General features: G+C 59.5%; 12 protein-coding genes. All 12 read right to left on the bottom strand.

All coding sequences use genetic code 11. From position 1 onward, the window contains the following. Window positions 1-71: 71 nt before the first annotated feature. The 12 genes from A9Q02_RS19370 to A9Q02_RS19425 all read right to left on the bottom strand — a co-directional run bounded on the left by A9Q02_RS19370 (window position 72) and on the right by A9Q02_RS19425 (window position 21,459). A complete protein-coding gene (locus tag A9Q02_RS19370; RefSeq protein ID WP_097654727.1) occupies window positions 72-935 on the bottom strand; it encodes a CHAT domain-containing protein in 864 nt (287 codons plus the stop codon). Then, the gene (locus tag A9Q02_RS24970) at window positions 932-4,183 is read right to left on the bottom strand and encodes an ATP-binding protein (protein ID WP_245860749.1); all 3,252 of its coding nucleotides are present in this window, start codon (window positions 4,181-4,183) and stop codon (window positions 932-934) included. Before A9Q02_RS24970 ends, A9Q02_RS19370 begins: the two co-directional genes overlap by 4 nt. Beyond that, the gene (locus A9Q02_RS19380) at window positions 4,180-5,760 is read right to left on the bottom strand and encodes an AAA family ATPase (protein WP_097654728.1); all 1,581 of its coding nucleotides are present in this window, start codon (window positions 5,758-5,760) and stop codon (window positions 4,180-4,182) included. The genes A9Q02_RS24970 and A9Q02_RS19380 overlap by 4 nt, the downstream gene beginning before the upstream one ends. Window positions 5,761-6,140: 380 nt before the next feature. Beyond that, on the bottom strand, window positions 6,141-6,914 hold the full coding sequence (locus tag A9Q02_RS19385; RefSeq protein WP_097654729.1) for a thioredoxin family protein: 774 nt from the start codon (window positions 6,912-6,914) through the stop codon (window positions 6,141-6,143). A gap of 101 nt (window positions 6,915-7,015) precedes the next feature. Beyond that, entirely contained in the window at window positions 7,016-8,074 is a 1,059-nt protein-coding gene (locus A9Q02_RS19390) for a tyrosine-type recombinase/integrase (protein ID WP_172451163.1), read from the bottom strand. Window positions 8,075-8,191: 117 nt separating this feature from the next. Continuing rightward, the gene (locus A9Q02_RS19395) at window positions 8,192-11,683 is read right to left on the bottom strand and encodes an SNF2-related protein (RefSeq protein WP_097654731.1); all 3,492 of its coding nucleotides are present in this window, start codon (window positions 11,681-11,683) and stop codon (window positions 8,192-8,194) included. 283 nt (window positions 11,684-11,966) lie between these two features. Continuing rightward, a complete protein-coding gene (locus tag A9Q02_RS19400) occupies window positions 11,967-13,511 on the bottom strand; it encodes a hypothetical protein (RefSeq protein WP_141509055.1) in 1,545 nt (514 codons plus the stop codon). Window positions 13,512-13,862: 351 nt separating this feature from the next. Further along, window positions 13,863-14,087 carry a hypothetical protein gene (locus A9Q02_RS19405; RefSeq protein ID WP_097654733.1) on the bottom strand — a complete coding sequence of 75 codons (225 nt, stop codon included), beginning with the start codon at window positions 14,085-14,087 and terminating at the stop codon, window positions 13,863-13,865. 18 nt (window positions 14,088-14,105) lie between these two features. After that, entirely contained in the window at window positions 14,106-14,522 is a 417-nt protein-coding gene (locus A9Q02_RS19410) for a hypothetical protein (RefSeq protein WP_097654734.1), read from the bottom strand. 351 nt (window positions 14,523-14,873) lie between these two features. After that, complete coding sequence (locus A9Q02_RS19415; RefSeq protein WP_097654735.1) at window positions 14,874-17,090, bottom strand: dynamin family protein; 2,217 nt, start codon at window positions 17,088-17,090, stop codon at window positions 14,874-14,876. Between the two features lie 60 nt (window positions 17,091-17,150). Further along, a complete protein-coding gene (locus A9Q02_RS19420; protein WP_097654736.1) occupies window positions 17,151-18,524 on the bottom strand; it encodes a hypothetical protein in 1,374 nt (457 codons plus the stop codon). Between the two features lie 4 nt (window positions 18,525-18,528). Further along, on the bottom strand, window positions 18,529-21,459 hold the full coding sequence (locus tag A9Q02_RS19425; protein WP_097654737.1) for a HelD family protein: 2,931 nt from the start codon (window positions 21,457-21,459) through the stop codon (window positions 18,529-18,531). Window positions 21,460-21,546: the final 87 nt, after the last annotated feature.

The following is a 21,546-nucleotide window of genomic DNA, read 5'->3' on the forward strand; positions in this document are numbered from 1 at the left end:
CTTTCTACGATCGGTGTTTGTTACCATAATCGTAGCAGAAATGGTCATGACCCGCACATTATCTGAAAAACCTACCCCCAAAAGGTCCAGGCCTCCCCACCCTGTTCGCCGTCGAGCAACAGTTCACCGCGACCATTGCGGTAGTGGCCGTGGCCGTAGAAATAGACCAGATCGGCAGGGCGTTCGTGAATGGCATTGACCAGCGCCGTGCGCGTGGCCGGCTCGAGCTCACGCACGCTGATCAGCCCATCGGCCTCCAGCTTCGCAAAGATCGCACGACGCGCCGCACGCTCGGCCTGGCGCACCGTGCTAGGAAGCTGCGCCCTGGGTGCCAGCACCAGCACATCAAGCGGACGGGTGACCGGCAGAAGAGGCGGCAGAGCCAACGGCAGATCGAGATGGCGCACACAGATCGCCTGCTGACCACCACTGAGCAGCAGCGGCTGCTCCAGGGTATCACGCAGCGCCTCCCACGGCAATGCGGCGAGTTCCGTCGCGTGCGGCGGAAAGCGCAGCGCCAGCCAGAGCAACGCGCCACTGGCAATCGCGTGGTTACGCACCGTCGCCAGCGCCTGTTGCGCCGCCGGATCAGCAGTCAGTGCCGCAAAGAGCCGCCGCCCCACGCGCTGATCGGCATCCTGCGCCACCAATTGACGCTGAGCATCCCACAACCCATAGCCAGTCAGGGCCGTCTGCTCGGCAGGACTGAACTGCCACCACGGATTATGCGCACTACGCGCAGATGCCCCATAGCCAGGATCTTGCAGACAATCGAGCGCACGCAGCACTGTCGGCAGATCCGCAAACGCAACAGGCGACTGCATCCGCGTCTCCAACGCCCCAATCACCGCCGCCTCCCAACGCACCACAACGTGCTGCGGATCAAGAGCGAAGGTGAGCGTCAGATGGTGGTAACTGGGTTCAGGGTTGTTCATTGATCGTCAATCGCTCGTTCGCGTACCCACTGGGCAACCAGTGGAATCTCGATCTGGTAACCGCTGGCAGTACGTTCAACCAGATGATACCGTACCAGACGCGCCAGGGCGTGCTGATAGATGGTCAATGCTGCCGGATCGCCTGGCACCACTGGTTGTTGCCCCTCAGCCAGGGCGCGCATGATCGCACGCCCGGCGCGGACTTCGTCTGGGTTGGTGCCGGTGTAGTTATTCCAGAGGTCCTGAAAGTAGATCGCCCCGCCCTTCAAGGCCTCATTGCTGGCTACGGCCAGGTGATCCAGCGGGAACGCACGCCATCCCTCGCGGTTGGCAAGGTTAACCATTGCCGCGCCCATGGCTTGCAGCAGGTAGGGTTGGCAGCGAGTGAGGGTGAGGATCGCCTCGATCACACCGGCTTCATAGCGCAGGTTGAACTGGGGATCGGGGTTTTCGAGCAGTTCACGCGACGCTTCGGGCGTAAGGTAGAGAATTTCGAGCGGCTGAACATTGATGAAGTAGCTCGTCCAGTTGGGGCCAAGCTCTTCGAGCGTATTAAGGCCACCAAAGATCAGGGCAAGGCGGCTACGATGCTGGATCATGTAGCGCAGGTGGTCGAGCACCCGCAGCGAGAGGCTGCCCGTGTGGAGCGCTTGACCAATCAATTCAAACTCATCAAGCGCCAGGAGCAGGAAGCGATCACCCAACTGCTGCTCTAACGTATCCAGGTAATCATCGAGCGTACCGAAGGGGGCCTCGTGGAAATCAGGCCGTTGCGGTTCTGGCAGACGGATACCCGCCGCCTGTTGTGCATCGCGGTAGAGGGCACGGGCAAGGCCAAAACAGAAGCCGCGATCACTCTCACGAAAAGCACCATTCTGCGCACTCTCAAAGGCATACACGACATCAATGGGCAGCAGGCGAGGCAGTTGCTGCAGAAAACTACTCTTGCCAAAGCGCCGGGGGCCATAGACGACCACGGTCGGGCGACCGCGATCAAGCAGCAGGCGCACAATTTCATTCGACTCCTCCTCACGCCCCTTAAAGAGATCGGCGCGCTCACGCCCAACCGGGTTGCCAACCTGGAAGGCAGCGACAATCTCGCCCTGGGCACGCTGCTCCACCGCCTGCTGCTCAGCCGCAATCAGGCTGCGCCAACGGTCGCACACTTCCTGCCAGCGGCTGCGGTTAGTAGGAGGTTCGAGGGTACTCACCTCACGCTGCAAACCGTCAAGGCGTATCAGCAGTTTCTCCAGCGAGCGCTCCTGAAGGGTAAGGCTGCTCTGTTGCTTGGCAGCCTCAAATGCACGGGCAATCGCCTGGAGTTCCGGTTCGATCTGGGCACGCTGCTCTACCCACTGCTGTTCCACCTCAATCAGGCTCCGCCAACGGTCACTCACTGCATACCAACGGTTGCGGCTTATGGGCGATTTGAGGGTACTGATTTCGCTTTTCAGACGGTCAAGGCGGATGACCAACTTCTCCAGCGAGCGCGCCTGGAGGGTGAGGCTACTCTGTTGCTGGGCAGCCTCAAGCGCACGGACAATCGCCTGGAGATCCGGTACGATCAACGTACTCTCGACATCAATGCCAAGGCCAAGGTTGCGGAGTTGTTGTCCCTCCGCCTCTGCATCATATTCACGGTAGAGGCTGGGCACCAACAGCGGTAGCCGCGGATGCTGCGAACTGGCACACAGCTTGAGTGCCGCGAGATCGGCAACCTGGGAACATTCGGTGGCGACGAGCGTTGGCAATGCCCGTTCAACCGTGCGGCGAAAACCGGGATAGGGCGAGGCGCGCATCAGATCGAGGGCTTGCATGCCAACTGAGTGATCAGTCGCAAAAGCGGCACTGAGCAGCCGATCATGGCCCGGCAAGGTGAACCAGAGCATCTCGCTGCTGTAGGGCGGCAGACGACGGAGCACGGCCACCGGGTTGATGTTCAGATCCAGCAAGAAGCTGCGCTGGTTGGCATAGGCCTGGCCCGCTAACCCACTCACCAACGCCTGCCCCAGGTAAAAGGGCAACAGGCGGGAGTACCCAAGCAGCGCTGCTACCGCCACCCACGCGGCATTCAAGCCATGCGCTTCAACACCAAGGGCAAAGACCAGCACACTTAACACCACTCCACCCCAACGCCAAGGCCAGACCGCCAGGGCTGTCCCTAACAGCCAACCCGCCAGCGCTTGCCAGGGCACCGCGAGGCTGGACAATACGACTACGCCGAGCGCTACGCCGAGCGCCACGAAACCCGCCACGAAACCCGCCACGAAACCCGCCGCGAGGCCCACCACGAAATCCGCCAGGAGGCCCGCCGCGAGGCCCGCCGCGAGGCCCGCCACGCCGAACGCCTCTAGGCTCGCCACGCCGAACGCCACTATGCTCGCCACGCCGAACGCCACGCCGAACGCCACGCCGAACGCCACTACGCTCGCCACGCCGAACGCCACGTAGAACACCAGGCCGAACACCACGCCAAACACCACGCCAAACACCACGCCAAACACCACGCCAAACACCACGCCGTACTCTTGCAAATCAACTAGACGAGGTTCATCACGAACAGCCCAGATACTCAAGATACTGGAGAGCAGTGCCAAAGCAATGGTAAACTCCCAGATGTTTGTTGCCAACCAGGCACCCAGCAGGACGCTGCAGGTCAGCCCCACCACCAGCACCAGCCGCACCAGCCAGACCCGCTTCTGCTGCCAAAGCCATGTACCAAGCTGGCTTGTCACCACCAGACCAAGGGTGTAGACGCCGATCCCCAGCACGAGTTGGGGCCATGGTGGCAGGGCTTCACCCGTCGTCACCACAAGAGCCTGGCGCAAGGGATCTGGATCAAGCCTATAGACCATTAGAAAGAGCCAGGGAGTAGTCAGACTGATGGCCAATGGAAAAACCCTTAACCCATAAAGGCAGGTCAATGCCATCGGTACAAACACCCAATCGAACGGTTGCCCCTGCCACGCCATCATGCTGATCATCGGGGCGAGCAGGAGCAGGGCGAGCAGAGCGAAGCCGGTCTCGAACCGAAAGACATCGCCACGCGACGGGTACACTCGTGGACGTCGCGTGTCATTGGCTACTTCGTTAATCCACGCCTGCAACTCAGGATCGCCACGCGACGGGTACACTCGTGGCCGTCGCATGTCATTGGCTACTTCGTTAATCCACGCCTGCAACCTACTCGGCTGAAAGTAGGCCCAATACCAGATCTGCCAGGTTTCGCGGAGGAACTGTCTCATCATAACCCCCGTATAAACTCAGCAAACACCCGGCTAAAAATCTGACCGTCCTCGCTCAGCAGGCACTGTTCGGCTAACTCGGTCTGAAGGGCTGTGCCTGGTGCGCTGCCACCGCTCACAATGGCACGCAGCGCCGCTTGCTCGGTGGGGTGCAGGTATTTCCAGAGCCGTTCAAAGTGCGGCCTGGCCTGGCATGCGAATTCACGGCGCACCGCGGCGTGGTCATTCAGCTCCCAGAGCAGGCTGGCGGCCAACTGGATATAGAAGGGCCAGCCACCGGCTAGCTCAGCGACAAGCGCCTCATCGGCAGCACTCGGCTGTTCGTTGTTGGTCGCAAAACCATCGCGCAGCAGGCGGAGGCACTCGTGTGGCTCAAGCGGGTGCAGACGCTCCTGGGTAAAGAGGTTGCCAAACGGCGAATCGACAAGTCGTTCCTTGTAAATCTCGGGGATCGGGCGGTGAGAAGCGACCACAAGGGCGAGCGCCAGGCGTGGTTTCTCGGCCTGCGAGCGCCAATTTCGGCCCCATTCGTAGAACTTTTCTTTGTCGTCAAAGGCCTGAAACTCATCAATGAGCAAGATCGTCCGCCGTCCCTGGCGCGCCAGGCGTTCAAGGCCATCTTCGAGCGCGTAGGTATCATTGTTCTCGTCTTGTTGCCACGGTGCTTCACCGGTGGCCTTCAAGATTGCTCGGCGCAAGCCCTCATTGATGCCCTGCGCACTGCGGTGACGGCTATCGGCAAGAGAGATCCTGGCGACCACCCCACTCTGTGGGGCTGAACAGAACTCGGTGATGCGCTGATCGATATATTCGAGCAGCGAACTTTTGCCGCTACGGAAGTGGCCGACCAACGAAATTGACTGCGCCGTCACTGCCCCGATACGCGATCTGATCGCCTGGCGCTCGTGGGCGCGCCCATAGAAACGCTCGGGTGGCACGGCAATGCCAGCGATAAAGGGGTTTGGTTTGTCGCGTGGTGCTCGCCCGATCAGGCCTGGCGTCGTGCCTGGTACGACGGGTTGATTGGGCTGAGTCGGTTCTGGAGTGGGAGAAGGTTGCGCTAGGAGGGCGACGATCTGCTCAAGAAACTGGCGCATTGCCGCCACCTCAATGGCAGTTTTTCCCGCGTCCTTGGCCATCTGGTCAAACGCCTGGCTATCGAAGAGCGCCTGGAACTCTGCCTTTGTCCGCAACTCATCACGCAGCGCAGTCAATAAATCGTCCGCTGCCGGTTCAATTGCGGCCTGGAGGGTCGCACGGCGCTCGGGTCGTGATCCAACATGTTCGACATAGAGTGCCGCTAACGCCGCCCCATCGGGAGCATTGTCACGCCGGAGACTCTGCGCCAGGAGTTTCGCAACGGCGGGTTGCGTGAGCAGGTGCTCATCGAAGAGCGACGCAACGAGATCCGGATGGGTTTGGGCAAACTGATGGAAGGCGTCGGTCAAGGCTTGCTTAAAGGCCGCCTTGAGCGGGTCAGGCTGGAGGCGCTGGCGGATCTGGGTCGCCAGGCCGCTCTCGCTCAACAGATAGCCAAAAACTGCTTCGGTAGCTGCTGCGATGACAACTTCGGTGATCATGCGTTGATATTACCCCATCACCATGCGCTGCAAGAACATGCATCACACCCGTGGTACTGCGGCGAATTGCCTGGCTATGGCCTGCCCGCTACAACGAATTGCAGCGTAGCGAAATCGCCTCTAAGTATAGCAGAGGAAAAGGGAAAGATGAAAGATGAAAGATGAAAGATGAAAGATGAAAGATGAAAGCCGGAGCGGGTATTCTTTGATCCATCGTTCCAGCGAACTGGCCTCGTCGCCGAGCCACCCTACCGTGCAACGAAGCTCACGCGAAGGCGCGAAGGGTTCGCGCACCTCCGCGAAAACCGTTGCGCCGTTGCGCCTTTGCGTCAAAAGAACCACCTTCGTTGCACGGTCGTGCGCCGAGCTATGCGTGCCCGTTATGCTGCCGCGCCCCCAGCCCGCAGCTGAAGGAGCAGGTGACGCGGCAGCTCTGGCGTCTGGTGCAACGCGAGACTGGTGACGTGGCGCTCGCAGACCGCGCCGGCGTCGCCACACCGATAGATCCACAGGCCGCGCGGCGCGGCGATGACAAATGAGGCGAGGGCCAGGCTGTGCGCATAGGTCGCTGCCTGCCTGACGGCCTGCCGGAGATCCTGGGCATGCCTGATCTGTCGTTTGCTCTCGATCAGGGTCACGGGCGGGCTCGATGGATGCTCGTAGACCAGCAGATCGATCCGGCCACGGTGTGCGGTGGGGTGGCTCGGCAGCACACACGGCACCTGGCGCTCGACGGTGAAACCCCACTGGGCGAGCAACGGGATGATCACCGCCGTTTCAAACCGCTCCTCACACGGGCTCCAGCGCGTGTCGCCGCTCACCGCACCGTGGCACACCTCGTCGGCAAGCACCTGAACCAACCCCTCCGGGATGAACCCGACGACCTGACCCTGGCGCTCACCGTGGTGGAACACCCCCAGCGTTGGGGAGGCCACGATGCCATACTGCTCGGCGAGCAACGGGGCATCGTCAAGCAGCACCGTTGCGACCCGGAGCTGTCCCTGGAACGCGACCGCGATGCGCGTCAGGATCGGCAGCAAAGCGCGACGGGCAGGACACGTGCGCACGCCAAAGCAGACGAGCACCGGGCAATCGGCTCGGAGGATCTGCCGGGCAAACGTAGCTTCGGTCGTCGCAACCAGCGTCGTAGCCATCAGTTCCTCCCAGCGCGCCGGACGTTACCCGTCCACGCCATATTTCGCGGCCAGTTGGCGTACCGTGGTGATGGCGCTGCCCACCACCACTCAACCGCAGATTACGTCTGTAACTTCACCCGCTCATTCGCAATCTTCGCCCGCTCCACATAGCGACGCGGCATGGCGAGCGACGCCCAGCCACCGGCCTCCTGGAGCGCGAGCAAGTCAGTGCCGCCGGCGATCACCGCTGACGCCCAATAGTGGCGCAGGTCATGCGGAGAGAGGTGCGTGAGGCCGACGTCCACCCCGAGCGCCTGCACGCGGGCCTGGATCGAACGGACGCCCAGCGTGCCGTGCAACGCGCCGCTCCTGCGACTGCCAAGCAGCAGCGCTTCCTCGGTCGCCGCGCCGGCGCGGTCATGCCGAAGATAGGCCAGCGCCGTGCGAAGGGTCGCCGCCGAGAGCAGGTGGATCTGCGTCAGGTCAACCTTCTCACGGTAGAAGGTCAGCGTGCCGGCGTCGAGATCCATTGACCCGACGGTGAGCGCGGCCAATTCACCGACGCGGAGGCCGTGATCGAGTAGTAGGCACATCAGCAGCGCGTCGCGGCGACCCTGCGGCGTCGCGGTGGGCTGCTCCTTGAGCGCCCGGGCGTGGGCAAGCGAAAGCCTGACCGCCTGGGCTTTTTTCGTGCTGCGCCGGATCTTGGCCCGCTCGGCGTCGAGATTGCGCCCCTGCTTGCGCCCGTAGCCCTTCACCGCCGCAATGAGCGTCGCCTGCTCAGCGGCGAGCGCCCCGGCCTGCGCGGCGAGGCGCGTGTAGGATTTAATTGTCGCCAGGGTCCGGTTGAGCGTCGCCAGCGCAAAGCCCTCGCGCAGCATCCAGCGCTTGAAGCCCTCGACGAGGCCCCAGGTAAACCCGGCCCAGGCCGCTGGTTCGACGGCCAGCGCCCCAACGCTCACCCCGACATCAGCGAGGTAGAGCGCACAGCGAGCGAGATCCTGATCATGGGCGGTGCGCGTGCGGGCCGCGAGCTGCTGACGGTACTCGGCGAACAGCGCCGACGACGCAGCGCGGTCAGCGGCGGCCGCGGCCTGGCTGAGCGCTGCACTCGTCGGCTCACGCGGAACCAACGCCGTCATCTGCGCCTGGTCAACGGGCTCCACTGCGTCGTCCATGAGCATCTCTCCCCACCATCAGGAATAGAACATGTGTAAGGTAGTATACACGATGATGGGAAGGGTGGATAGACTCGTATAATCAAAGGTTATGCGAGTCTATGTTGAAAGCCGCACCTATGTACCGAAAGCATTATGAGAAAGTTCCAAGGTTTTGTCGGGCACGCCGACGATCGCGGCAACGACCCGTTCATCGAGTGGCTTGACCCATAATCCCTCTTCGTACAGAAGTTGATCCAGTTCGGTGGTCTCTGGCGGGTGTTTCTCGAGATACTCCCGCAGGTCGCGCAAGAGGATGATCTTACGGCGGCTAGATCGGGCGACTTCTGCCCAGGCAGGCCGAATAAGGTAAAGCCAGCGGTCGGCAAGGATGCCCAGATCCGGCGTGATCCGCCGCCCATCGCTGGCGTGCCGTTCGCCTCGGTTGTTCAGCAGATCAAGGAGCGTATCAACCACCTCAGTGCGGCCTGTCAATGCATCGTCGAGTTCGGATGTCTCGTCAGCCTTGCTGCGGCGTCGCTGAGGCTTGGGGCGATATTTCGGCAGAATTATGCGCATCTCGGCAAGCGCACGCTGCTTCTTCCGCGGCAGAAGCAACTCATCGTGCGTATTCAATTGCTCCAGGTAAGCCTTCAGTTGCTCAGCAGCCGCGTGGTCGAATGAGCGTTGGGGCGTATGTGGCCCGAGCCACGAGCGTAGCTGTTCGCATATCTCCTCTAGGCCCGTCTGTGGCACTGCAGCGTCCGAGCTCATCAGTACGAAGCGCGGTGCCCCAGTATCTGATCCAGCGAGGCAAAGAAAGACCCACGCCTTTTCTGCCCGTACCGCCGCCACCGACGAGACAACGCGTGCTTGCCCACGACGATAGTGCTCGTAGGTAGCAGCAGCAACTAGCGCCTGGTTGCCGATGACGAGCGAACGTACTGGCGAGAACGCATCTGGGATCGCATCCAAGATGTGTTCGCGCTGATCACGATCTCGGACAATGCTTTCTGGAGTGATCAAGGTGGCCTGTGGCGCATCATTTGCTTCGGGGTCTTCCTCCTCTGGATTTGCCAGGGCCGGATCATCCGGCAGCACCACATTGCCGCCGAGCAGGGTTTCGACCATGCGATAGCGGCGGTAGATCAACTCTTCGCCACTCGTCGGTGCAAATGCCGGGCTGTCTTGCGGAAGCCAGGACTCTACTTCATGGTGATCACTGTCCATGCGATTGAGGCGCCCATCGCGTTGTTCGAGACGCCGCACCACGGTAGGGAGATCGAGATGGACAATCGCTGATGCCGCCTGCAGGTTGATACTCTCCGACATCGCGTCGGTACATAGCGCGACCGTGTGTGAAGCCTGCGAACCCAGCCGGAATTCCTGCATGACCTTCCGGCAATCGTGAGGCCGTTCAGCAGTGGCTATCCTGATCTGGATACGATCATTGTCGAGCCGCCCAGCGATCTCGTGCAGTGTAATGGGTCGGGCATCGAACGCGATGACAAGGCTATGGCGTTCAATCACATCGGCGATGAGGCGAGCCTTGGTCATTTCTCGCTGATCCGAGATCGTGCGGATAATCTTACCGATTGTATGGTAGATCTGGGCATCACGTTCACAGGCTCGTCGATGGCTCTCCGGGTCGGTGAGGATGGCAGGGAGAACGGTGATCTCCAGCATGTTGACCGGCAGCTTGCCGCCAAGGTGTTGCACACGCTCGTAGAGGTTGCCGGTCTGCGCCGCTTGCTTGAGCGGCACAGGTTCGCCGACACATTCCCGCCAGGCAGCGTGTGTTCCAAACAGGTGCTCAAGCGCGGCGATTCGTGACGAACGCAGGGCGGCGAGTACATGATAACCGGCCAGCGCCTTCGCGCTCTGCAACATACTGTTGACCCAGATGCGTTCGGGATCGGGGTGTTTGCGCCAGCGCGGAGAGTCGGGCACGCGCAACACCTTGTGTACGAAGGCCATACCAGTCATCTGATCGAGCGCACGACGAACCGCTGTAATCAAGCGCTGATCATCGGCCGTTTCGCCGGTCTCATAATAGTGAGCCCTGGTTTCCGGGTAGCGGCACAGCTTGCCCAACCTGTTCCGATACGCCTCTGGCTCCTGGTCAATCAGCGCGTTGAACTGTCGCTTGGTGCGGCGCAGCATAAACTGCCGAATGGCGCGCTGCAAGAGCCCAATGTCGTCAGGACTCATCGGCAACGTTGTTGTTGTGGCCTTCCCACGGGCTGACGGGCGAACCTGTGCGGCCTGAAGCAGCAGGTCGATGATGTGATCATCAAAGTTGTCCGGCCCTAGGAGGTTGATGATCGTCAGGAGATCGGAGAGTTCACGGTTCAGCGGCGTTGCCGTCAACAGCAGAGTGTGCTCAGGCGCACAGCGGAGGAGCGCACGCGATCGATTGGAGGTCGTGTTGAGAAAGTTATGCGCCTCATCGATCGCCAGCACCTGCGCGCGCTGAAGCACGTCTTGGCGCGTCTGGCGCTGTTCGCCTGGCGTGCGGCTCAGCAATGAGTGAGGATAGCGCTCGCTTGGCAGGTTAATCGACGTCGTATCGCGCTCCCAATCAGTCAGCACCCGTGGTGGTGCGACAATAACGGGGATATGGTTGCGAACCCGTCCACGTTCCCAGAGCCGGTTCGTCATCGCACGCAGAATCTCGGCGCCGAGGCGGGTCTTGCCGGAACCGGTCGCATCAGCCACCAGCACACTGCCAACCTGATCGACCAACCAGATGGCCTGAACCACCCCCTGTTCCTGGGCAGGCCAGAGCTGCGGCGCGTTCACGAGCGGATCCACCAGCGTGTAGCGGCGCGCCCAGAGCCCATCCAGCACTTCGGCACAAGCGCGTGCCAGCGACTCCTGCCAGCTAACGGCACGTAGGAGTCGTTTTAGGAGCGCAATGAGTTGTTCTCGGTAATCGCGACCAGTTGCCCAGATTTGTTCGGCAAGCGTGCAAGCCTCAGTGAAACGTTCCCCGTCGAAGACCTCGTGGCGTTCGTTGGCTTCGAACTGCGTGTACATGCCGTTGTTGCTCAGGTTACTCGATCCCAGTGTGATTGCGTGGTCGGCCTGATAGATCTTGGCATGAACTGGTCGCTCGAGATTGCCGGAGATGCGAACCTCGATTGAATCAGTTTGGAGAAAATCGATTGCTGCTAGAATCGCCAAGCTCTGATAGACTGAGACCCCTTGGGCAAGCCAGTAGTCTTCCAGTTCCCGCGCAAAGGACTGTCGGCCCGGTACACGGTAGGTTGATCGCCCCTGGACAAGCGGCTCATGGCCTAGGAGTAAGCGCACGTGCATTGCGCCTGATTGACTACGATAATGGGCAAGAAGATTGATCACGAATGACAGCGATGTGTAACCAGTAATGATCAACGGGCGGCGTGAGGTACGAAGCTCTTCCAAAACGCACGATCCCACGGTCTGACCAGTGCGCGGATTGTTATAGGGGAAGCGCTCGTGGGGCGGCCACGCGGGGTCAGCAGTGCGCCGGCGCGAACGGCGCGGAGCAGGCACCTCGGGTACCGGTGCTTGCTCCGCGACCTGATCAGTGCTGAAGAGCGAAAGCTGTTGTTCAGAAGGATCTGATTTGGGCAAACGACGACTCATTGTCGCACCTCTGGTCGTGGATTGATCGAAAGTGCTCTGCTCAAACGCCGCTATCGTTCGTAAGCATTAAGGAAGCCTGTGCGCAACCGTTCTCCAACTGAATCTCCCCTCACGTTCAATAATACCAATAATACTGCGCGATGTATGCGTACGCCCGGTCAAGGAGATCCTGCTCCTGGTGGAGCTTGTACTTGAGCAGAGTCTTGCGAAGTGCCTGCTTGACCTCGCGCTCACCGCCGATGGTCTACTGCCAGCCAGGAAACCGGACGGTGCGTAGCGCGCCCTAGGCTCGCAGCGGAGCCTCGTCGTCGTTCCGCCGCAGCCCGAGCCGCAGCGTGAACAGCCCGCGGGCCTGTACCTGCCGTGGGGCCGCCAGGCCCTCGTCGGTCGGGCTGCGCCCCGCAGGACGCTGATGGGGCGCAACGTAGGTATAGCCCGGCGGCGGGGCATCCAGCCCCCCGTGCGCGTGGGCGCGGTCGGCGGCGGCAGCCGTGCGTCGCTGAAAGTCGCGCCTGTCCTGCCGCGCTTCCCATCCGCTCGGGAGGCGGCGATAACCATGGCCTGCCAGGACATAGGCATTGATCAGCGCCCGATCTTCGTCGCTACCCCAGTGGGCCAGGTACCGTACCGGCGGCAAGCGCACGCTGCGCCCTCCACCGGGGCCACGGCCCGCAGGCGCACGTGCCCCCGGCGAGCGGGCGGGCGGGGTGGCGTCCGCACAGAGATCGTGCCAGAGGGCGGCCAGAATCGCGTGCATCAGCAGCCAGGCCGCCGGCGGAAACGAGATCGGGAAACGCTCCCTGCTGGCTGGGGTGGCCGCCCACCAGGCCACCGCCGCTGCCTCGTCATCGGCCCCGCCCACCGCCACCCAGAGGCCTTCGGGGTGGGGGATGACGCGCACGCGTGCGATGTTCCAGGCGGTCACTTCCGCCATCAGGCCTGGGGGGATGGTCAGATCGAGCACCTCACCGAGGTAGCGGGGGGCCGGGCGGCTCACCCGTGCGAGCAGGATCGCGGCCAGGTCACGCAGCGCCTCGGCGCGGGTGGCGTCAAGGGTGAGGGGTTCGGTCGCGGAGCCGACGACCAGCGTATGCGTACTGACGCGGCCCAACCCGCCAGGGAGCAACGCGGCCGGTGGCGGCGCTGGCCCAGCCGCGAGCACCAGCCAATCAATGATCGCATCGGTGGGATGCCCGCCATCAGCCAGGGGCAGTGTCACGTGGCCCGCTCGCTGCGCGGTGCGGTGCATCACGCCGGCCATGCCCACGAGAATCCGCAGCAACGGCGGGTCGGTCGGCACCCCAAGCGGCAGGGACCCCCAGCGGCGGGCATCCGCGCCACGCAGCGCCCACAGGGCTTCGCCGTAGCAGCCGAGCATGCGGGCGACGACCCAACGGTCGCCCCCGAGATCGAGGCCGGGGTCGTCGGTCGGGCGGTGCAGGGCCGCGTGGACAAGCGCCCGGATCTCCCGGAGCGCTGCGGGTTCGTGGGCGGGGACGTTCAGCGGGGGCAGCGTCGCCCCGACAAAGCGCAGGATGGACAGGTGCCACGGTTCGGGCAGTTCGCCGGTCAGGGTGCTGAGCGCCAGGGCGAGCAGCGGCGTCATGGGCACCTGACTGGCGGCGAGCCAGGCCCCGGCGTGCTGGGCGGTGAGCGCGAGCTGGTCGCGTCGGCGCAGGTGCAGGGTGATGGCGGTGTTGTCCGTGATGATCACGGCGCGGTTGCGGTGCCAGTGCGCCATATCAATGTCGTGCGGCGCGGCCTCCACGGTTGCCACGACTCCATTGGGGAGCGTGGTGGTGAGCTGGGGTAAGCGTGGTGAAGGCACGGGCGGTGTCCTCGGGTTCCACGGTTGCGCACGACGCCTGAACGCACAAGCGGTCTGCGCCGACGACAGCTGCGCGGAGCTGGGTCATGATCAGCAATGTGTACGTCAACGGCCCACGTCGTTGTTTCCCCATGATACCGCATGGCCTACATGGCCTAATCGGAGCAAGCGTGGCATGGACACCATGCTTTCAAGAGGTCACGGATGTTTACAGCTTCATGCGGCTGGTGACACAAAGCTCAGGTCAAGGCCATGATATAGATCGCTCACATCCGCGTATGCTGGGCACTGCCTTGTGCAACCAATCGCGGAGTGTCAGCCCTGGTGTCACGCGTCCTGGCATAGGGGCGGTTACTTGTTATCCTGGCTCGACGTCACCCCCGCTTCGAGATCCTGGATGACCCGAGTCCGCTCTTCATCGGGAACAGCAATCGTATGGATACCGTCTGAGATCGTCCCATGCAAAGCCAAGACAGTGATGGCGTCCCGAAGATTCGCATCCGAGATCTTGACTTGCACACCATCCAGAGTCACGTAAATACCGTCGTGGGTCTGGCTTGTATAGATAGCTTGCATGTTCTTCCTCACACACTACTATTTGAAAACACCAACAGCTTGCTGAAACTTGGCGGCCGTTTCTGGGGCAAGGCCGCTGTTGAGTTGGACCACCACCAGTCCATTCGGTGACTGATAAAGGTAAGGGCCGGCCAGGGCAACGAGCGCCTCATAGTAGGCATAAATCGCATCACAGTTCTGTTTGGTGGCGCACACGAAAACCTGCCCACCGTTCGGGGACACCTCGGCAATCGTGAACACCAACCGCTCTGTATATGAATTGGGCAGTGGCGCACTGGGATTGCGCTCGGGAGCCACCACATCGCTCAGACCGAGGCCAGCAGTGTTGAAGCTGTCAACGACAGCCTGTGCGGTCAGTGTGCTAGCAGGGGTAGAACCGCAGGCCGAAAGAAGAATGATAAGTGTTGCGAACACGGCGATCAGTGACGAGCGCATGATTGTCTCCCATGCAGACAAGAAATGGATAGCAATATTGTAGCACTTTCCAATTCTTTATTATAGAACGTGCTTGTAAAGGTTTGGCTCAAGCCTGGGCCTTTCTGGTACGAGTTTTTCGTCTGATCTTGGTGCACGGTGCGTTAGGGGTACTGAACGTAATGCGCATGCGGACGCAGCATATCGATGCGATGAACTGCGTTCGTTCCTGCCACCTGGTTAAAGCAAGATCATGTTGGTACGACATGCAAACATTCACGATGGCCGCGATGCGACACGCGAGCGTTTTATGTGGCTGGTGACACGAATCTCGGGTGAGAACCATCTTGTCAAGGTTCCATCGAAGATGAGTCAATGCGCTGTCTCAGCCTTAAGATCATGTACTAGCTCGCTTACGTAGGCAAGTAACTCGTCCTTCTGCTGCTCATTGCGTGCCGCAAGGCTCGACTCAATCGCCTTGCGATGATCCTCAATCACTTCATAGAGATCGTGCTTGAGTTCAGGGTAAAGCAGTTCTGCCTTCTTGGAAAGACTATCGACAAATGCAGTGATCGACTGTCGAAGATACTGTTCCAGTTGACTCTGAATTTCACGGTTAAGGAATGAGTAGAAGTTAGTCACGTGTATATTCTGACGCCCCGTTGTGCCACGCCCCCACTCACCTGAAACCCTGGAACGCGCTGCGTCAATGTTCGCTTCAACCTCATTTGAGATAAAGCTATCGAGGCGACTTACAATCCCGTCACGCTGAAGTGTGACAAGTTCCTCCAGATCCGCTAGCTTCTGCTGAAAAGATTGATCAAAGACAGCGATGAGGCCAAAGGCCTGCGCAGTTCCTGAAACAGTCGCAGTTACTTCGATTTCGCCAAGGGCTATTTCCAATCGCTCCAAATCGCCACGGGTTCGACTCAATAGCTCATTGAAGCGCACTATATAGTTCCGCAACGACTGTTCCACTTGAGGAAAGATCTTATTTGCGATCTTTTGTTGAAGGTCATCGAGCGATCCCCATCCACCGTAGCGGCGTGACTTCCAATGGCGCTGAATATCACGAAGCTCGTATTCACGAGTCACAACTTCGCGCGTAAGAAGTCCGGCTTTTTCGATTTGTAGTTGTGTTGCAGCACTTATCGCTTCGTTGCCGGCTCGAAAAAGGCGCACTTGTTCAGCTATGGTGCTCTCGAACATCGCCAACTTACTGGTAAGCGCAGCATCGAGTTGTTCAAGTTGGGCTTTGACCCTATCCGGGTTGAATTCTGTAGACACCGATTCGTGGCGTGTTACGAGCATCCGTCTGGTTTTCTCGATCACTCGATCAAGTGCATCACTCAAAGTGCGTTTGGCACGCTCAATGCGCTCACTTTTTGCCAGCATGTTACGCAAATCATCGCGCAATTGCTCGATGCCCGATTGCTCCAACAGAGCCTTCGCAGCCTCGGGTGACTTTGACTCTTCTTTGTTCCCCTTGCGATAGTAGTCGGCTGAGGTGAAATTGATCGGAATATCGAGCAGTTTCTCCAAATAGTACATGCCGAGATCATCGCGAATCTGTGGATCACTGAGCAATTCATCAAGCGTGTCATTGATTTGTGCGTGCAGACGCTTACGTTCTTTTGCGAGATGATCCTGGAATGAAGGTTCCTCTTCATCGCTGTCTTCGGCATCTTTGCAAGCGTTCTCATACGTCTCATCACAGCGGGTTACGATCAGCATTAAGTGCTTGAGACGTCCACGTCGCAACTGGGTCGTGATAAAGTCTTTATCTTGCTGAGAATATGACTTGCCGGACTGTGTGAGAAAGAGGATGACATCAACATCTTCAACCAGTTTTTCGGTGATGCGTACCCGGTAGCGATCAGGATCGTCAAGACCGGGAGTGTCAATCAGCTCGATCCCTTCGCGAAGGAATGGAACTGGAACATACACATCGAGTTGATCCACGAAGAAGTGAGCGGACGAACTTTGCGAAGTATATTGCATAAGTTCGTTGCTAAAGACTCGTCTAGCTTTTGGATCTGTCCAATCGCCTCCATCTACCCGAATAACTACACTTTCATCACTTAATAGCTGCTGCTCAAGCTCAGCACGTGAAACTTGCACTGGCCCCTTATCAACTGCCTTATCCGCTTTTGCGCGTTCGCTTGTCATCTCCTTCTTCAACAAGGCTGCATAACGTACAGCGGCCGGATCACGTGGATCATTCTCGTAGGCTTCACGCATGGCGTTCCAATCGCCGCGCGTAATCATACGAATGTTGGCATAAGGACGCTCACTGTAACGAAGAGTAGTTACCGCTGCTGTTTCCGGGTTCGTGGAAACCGAGACAAGTTTGGTAACATTGCATAGCGCATTTACGAATGACGATTTACCAACCTTAAACGAACCGACGACTGCTACACGATAGGTTTCCGGCGTATTTGCTTGCTGTAAAGCGGAGCGTAATGCTTCGACCTGATCAGCTAAGAGCGCCTGATACTGCACATCGGGCTCTTGTTGCTGTTGTGCAACCTGTAAGCGATCAGCGAGACTCTGAACGCGACTGCGAAGTTCACCCAGCGAGGTCTGCATCGGTACTGATCCTTTCGTGATGATAATGACGATAAAGCCTGAACCATAACATCAGGTTCTCTAATTCCCATCTTCCTCGTTAGCCCACAGCGCCGATGGCTCACGGTTGATCAGGCTCTGCACATCAGTCAGCAGTGCTGGGTTCAACGTGATTGCTGGTTCTGCGCCGTCCGCCACCTCCAGCTTCAGCAATACGCCTGCCTTCGTGCCCAATTCAATCCCATGGCGCAGCGCCTCAGCGTGAGTAGCCGGTAGGCCTTGACAGAGACTGCCAACACTGACTGCGGTCTCTCCGAGCAGGCCGCGGCCAATCATGCGGATGGCGAGTGTGCGCATCCGTTGCTCTTGCGGCGTCAACTTGCCCGACTGTTTGCGGCTCCACAGCTTGAGATCGCTGCTCGTAAACCAATCACTCGCTAGCTCCCCTTCTGGTGCCTGATCATCTGCCTCATCAGCCTTCTCCGCTCCAATGGCTTCCGGCGTTGTTGTCTGTACCAGATCCACTGAAGGCAGAGTAGCTGTCTGATAAGCTCCGAGCTGCCACGCCTCCTGGGACATACGCTCGATCCGCAGATTCAGCAAGACATCCTGGAAGAGCGGTTCAGTTGCCAGTTGCTGCTTGAGCAAATTTGCAGCCGATTGCTCGATCGACACCTCGCCCCGGTAGGTGGCGAGCGCCACAAGCACACTGGAGCCATCCCATGAGGCGAGATCGAGGTCGTCGATGCTCCAGTCAGTATGTTTGCCGAAGCCACCCAGGGCTTGGACAACGAGATTTGCGGCTTGGATCATAATCGGTGCGACTTCTGGCGCCAGGCTCATCGGGCTTGCCGGAAAGGGCAGCACCCAGTACAGGAGCTCATCCTCCGCAGGTTGAACCAGCATGAGCTGGATCGCAAGCGGACCATCCGGCCGCAGATCGCGGCGCTGCTGTTGCAGATCCAGCCACGGGGCAAGCTGGTGCCTGATCTTCTCAATCTCGGTCTGTACCGCCTGGGTTACCGCCAGGCGAAGCATCTCTGGAATGCTCTCCAGATACGCCTCGACCCCCGATGCGGCCTTCTGGTGCGCTTCGATCTTCTTATCCAAGGCTGGATCCTGCGCATAGAGTGCCTGCATCTGGCGTTCAAATCGGGCTTGCGCCAGCCAGTAGGCGCACAACTGGAGGAACGAGGCGAAGCTCGCATCAAGTGCTGTGACTGCTGCCGCCCTCTCCTCGGCGAAGCTGCGCTGTGCCACCTCTGCAAGCTCAGTGTTAAGCCGAGACTGGTAGTTCAGCAAATGGTCGAGCCGCTGCTGGAGCTCGCTGAGCGTCATCCGCACTGTCGCCTGCTCTTCCTGGCATGCTTGTAGCTGATCCTGGATCTGCTGCTCTGCAGCTGCCCGGCGCTGGTGGATCGAGGCAAAACTTGTAGTGACAGGTTTTCCGTGCATGGCTCTACCTCGTTGCTTGTGGTGTTGCGACGTCAAACGGCTTTGGCAGGTGCGGGATGGAGTCAAGGAGCTCGCGATCCCAGAGTTCAGTCGGCAAACCTAAGCCTAGCTCAAGCACCGGTCGCACCCAGGTTGTGACGATACGGATCTGCCTGCGCTGGCCGGCTTCCTGGCTCTCGATCATCCCATGCTGCTCCAGCGTCGCCAGCCAACGTTCTGCGACGGCCCTGCGGCCTTTGTCAACTGACTGCAAAACGACCTGGCGGGTCGTCCAACGACCGGCGCTCTCGATCAGTCGCCCACGCTGTATCGCCATAGCCAGCGTTGCGAGCATGATCACCTGTCGGCTCAATGGAACCTGCCCTTCATCAGCAACCTCCAGCCCAGCGCTGCGCAGTTGGTTGCGCAGGAGGCCGTAGACCAGTTGGGTTATTGCCAGTGCGTCTTGCACCGCTGCTTCATCCGACTGATTGAGTAGCTCAGCCTGTTGGGTCAGGAATTGCTGAACATCCTCGTCGAACAACTCGATGGCCGACTCCGCCTCACCGTTATCATTGGCGCTTGATGCCGCGGTATACCCCGCCATGATCACATCCATCAGGTGAGCATCAATTTTGCCTGTATGGAGCAAGCGCAGTTTGTCCATCTGTGCCAGCCGCTCGACATACCAGTCCATAGGTCGCCCCGGCCGCACCGCTGCGTACTCGCTGATGGTCTGCAGTTGCGGATTGAGCGCACCTTCGAGCACTGGCTGCAACGGCACGTGGGGATGCTGCTGATCGAGAAGCGGCGTCACCGCGCCGAGCCAGCGTATATGCAATGCGTGCGCGGCGCGTGTGAGTACAACGTAGAGCAGCTTAACGTGCAGAGCATCAGGGGGATAGGTTTCGGCGTCCGCATCAGCGACCAGGACGACATCGAACTCCATACCTTTTGTGAGATACGAGGGGATGATTGCGATCGCGCCTTTGTACTGGCTGTTGCGATCCACCAGCAACTGATAGTCAGTGAAGCCGGCAGCGGTCAAATCACTCGCCAGCAAGCGACATGCGGCGGCCGTCTTACAGATGACCGCAATTGCCGACCACTTCTGTGGCTCGCTCGTCACGGTGCTGATGATGTTTGCAACAAGCTGCGATCGCTGCTGAAGGCGGTGGGTTGTCGGCGTCGGTCCGGGGCGACTGAGTGGGACAGCGAGATCCTCTGCGGCAACGCCGACGCGTGCGAGCATGCCATTCGCAAACTCAATAATCTGGCGCGTTGAGCGGTAGCTCTCGCGCAAGTTCTCAGGGACGAGATTCTCAACCTTTAGCGCATCAAGAAGAGAACTCCAATGCTCAATGCCGTGGTGGCCATAGATACCCTGGCTAAGATCGCCGAGCAGAGTCATCGAGGAACTGCGGCTATAGGCCTGTAACACCCTGAAGTGGAGTGGGGTAAGGTCCTGCGCTTCGTCCACGACGATATGCGCATAGCCAACCCCGTCCGCACCTTCAAGACCCAGCTTCAGATACATCAGCGCAGCGAGATCGCTAAACTGAAATGGGGTCTTGTTCGTTGGGGCATCCTGAGTTAGGAGCTCCAGATCTCCATCGCTGAAAAGGCCTTCACCCAGTCGGCGGAGCAAGCTAGGCGTCCGTAGCAGCCGACGGTAGGCAATTGCGACGTTCTCCTTATTCCAACCGCTGAAGTACTGCCGCAATTGGCGCTGGAGTTGTTCACGAACTTCTCTCTCACGTTCTTGTCTGCTCTGCGCGTCTAAGCTATTGAGGTAGCTCCCAAGCTGATCGAGCAACTCGCGGCCAAGATCGCGGAGGAGCAAATCTTCAACGGCCTCACGGCGCACGTTCAAGGGACGATTCTGAACCGACTCCAGAAGGGCGCGAATGTGATCAGCCGATCGTTCAACCGTTGCGTTCGCGCCTCTGAGCCCTTGCAGCTGGCAGTTGCACGTAAAGGTGTTCGTGATTCGCCCCAATATGGCGGCGTAGATCGATTGGATATACCGATCAATAAGCACCCCCATCTGAAGCGAGCTTTTGTTACGGGCGTTTCGGTAGCGCATCGCGCGCATCGCAGCACTCTGGGTCACGTCGAGAAGGGCTTCGAGCGACTCTTCCTGGGACTCAAACACCAGTTTGTCACCAAGCAACTCTGTTGTCCACTCGTCAACGGTTTTTTGGGGTACCCGGCGCTGGCCGAGTGATGGGAGAATGCCAGAGATATGGCCGAGGAAAAGCCGGTTGGGGCCGAGGATGAGGATGTTTTGGGCCGTGAAAGTCTCACTTTGATAGTTGTACAGCAGATACGCAACCCGGTGCAGCGCGATCGATGTCTTACCACTGCCCGGAGCTCCCTGGACGACAAGTACCTGATCGTGCGGCGACTGAATAATGCGATACTGCCGCGCCTGGATCGTCGCAACGATATCGCGAAGCTTGCCATGGCTTTCCTGTAAGAGCCTGAACAGCAGCGAGTCGGTGAACTGCGCCTGGACGAGTTCATCCTCAACACTGGCATCTACATACTGGTTGTAGATTTCACACAGCCTGTCATTGTCAACAGTAATGTTGAGGATAAGCCGAACCTTGGCTGTGTCGGTGGTTTCATCGGGGCGATAATACAACTGCCTGGCAAATGGACTTGCCCAGGAGTAGATGCGACGATCAGGCAGGGCAACCTTGCCTACATAGATCGTCTCCTGGCCCTCACTAGGATCTTCGAGGTCAATGCGCGCACTAAACAGTTCCTGGCGGCTTAGCTTTAGCTTCTCGATCTCTTCAAGGTTCTGCTTTTGCAGCGCACGATGCGCATACCGATCACCGCCGTAGGCGATCGGCGGCTCGAGTTCATCGAGTCGCTTGCCGATCCAGGCAAAAGTATCGGTGAGCTGTCTGGAGATGTGCTCGTAGTAAGGGTGGTCTTGGACGCTCATCTGGTTGCCCCTTTAAAGCTTGCACGAAAGCGTGATTACCTCGCTATGATCCTGCTTAGTATTCCTGTGCGCTACTCCTCAGATAAG

The sequence above is a fragment of the Candidatus Chloroploca asiatica genome (genome assembly GCF_002532075.1).
Taxonomy (GTDB): domain Bacteria; phylum Chloroflexota; class Chloroflexia; order Chloroflexales; family Chloroflexaceae; genus Chloroploca; species Chloroploca asiatica.

What these genes read in the sequence shown, in the direction of transcription:
- A9Q02_RS19415 (WP_097654735.1), bottom strand. Translation starts at nt 17,090, where the DNA reads ATGCAGACCTCGCTGGGTGAACTTCGCAGTCGCGTTCAGAGTCTCGCT.
- A9Q02_RS19405 (WP_097654733.1), bottom strand. Translation starts at nt 14,087, where the DNA reads ATGCAAGCTATCTATACAAGCCAGACCCACGACGGTATTTACGTGACT.
- A9Q02_RS19410 (WP_097654734.1), bottom strand. Translation starts at nt 14,522, where the DNA reads ATGCGCTCGTCACTGATCGCCGTGTTCGCAACACTTATCATTCTTCTT.
- A9Q02_RS24970 (WP_245860749.1), bottom strand. Translation starts at nt 4,183, where the DNA reads ATGATGAGACAGTTCCTCCGCGAAACCTGGCAGATCTGGTATTGGGCC.
- A9Q02_RS19425 (WP_097654737.1), bottom strand. Translation starts at nt 21,459, where the DNA reads ATGAGCGTCCAAGACCACCCTTACTACGAGCACATCTCCAGACAGCTC.
- A9Q02_RS19380 (WP_097654728.1), bottom strand. Translation starts at nt 5,760, where the DNA reads ATGATCACCGAAGTTGTCATCGCAGCAGCTACCGAAGCAGTTTTTGGC.
- A9Q02_RS19395 (WP_097654731.1), bottom strand. Translation starts at nt 11,683, where the DNA reads ATGAGTCGTCGTTTGCCCAAATCAGATCCTTCTGAACAACAGCTTTCG.
- A9Q02_RS19390 (WP_172451163.1), bottom strand. Translation starts at nt 8,074, where the DNA reads ATGGACGACGCAGTGGAGCCCGTTGACCAGGCGCAGATGACGGCGTTG.
- A9Q02_RS19385 (WP_097654729.1), bottom strand. Translation starts at nt 6,914, where the DNA reads ATGGCTACGACGCTGGTTGCGACGACCGAAGCTACGTTTGCCCGGCAG.
- A9Q02_RS19370 (WP_097654727.1), bottom strand. Translation starts at nt 935, where the DNA reads ATGAACAACCCTGAACCCAGTTACCACCATCTGACGCTCACCTTCGCT.
- A9Q02_RS19420 (WP_097654736.1), bottom strand. Translation starts at nt 18,524, where the DNA reads ATGCACGGAAAACCTGTCACTACAAGTTTTGCCTCGATCCACCAGCGC.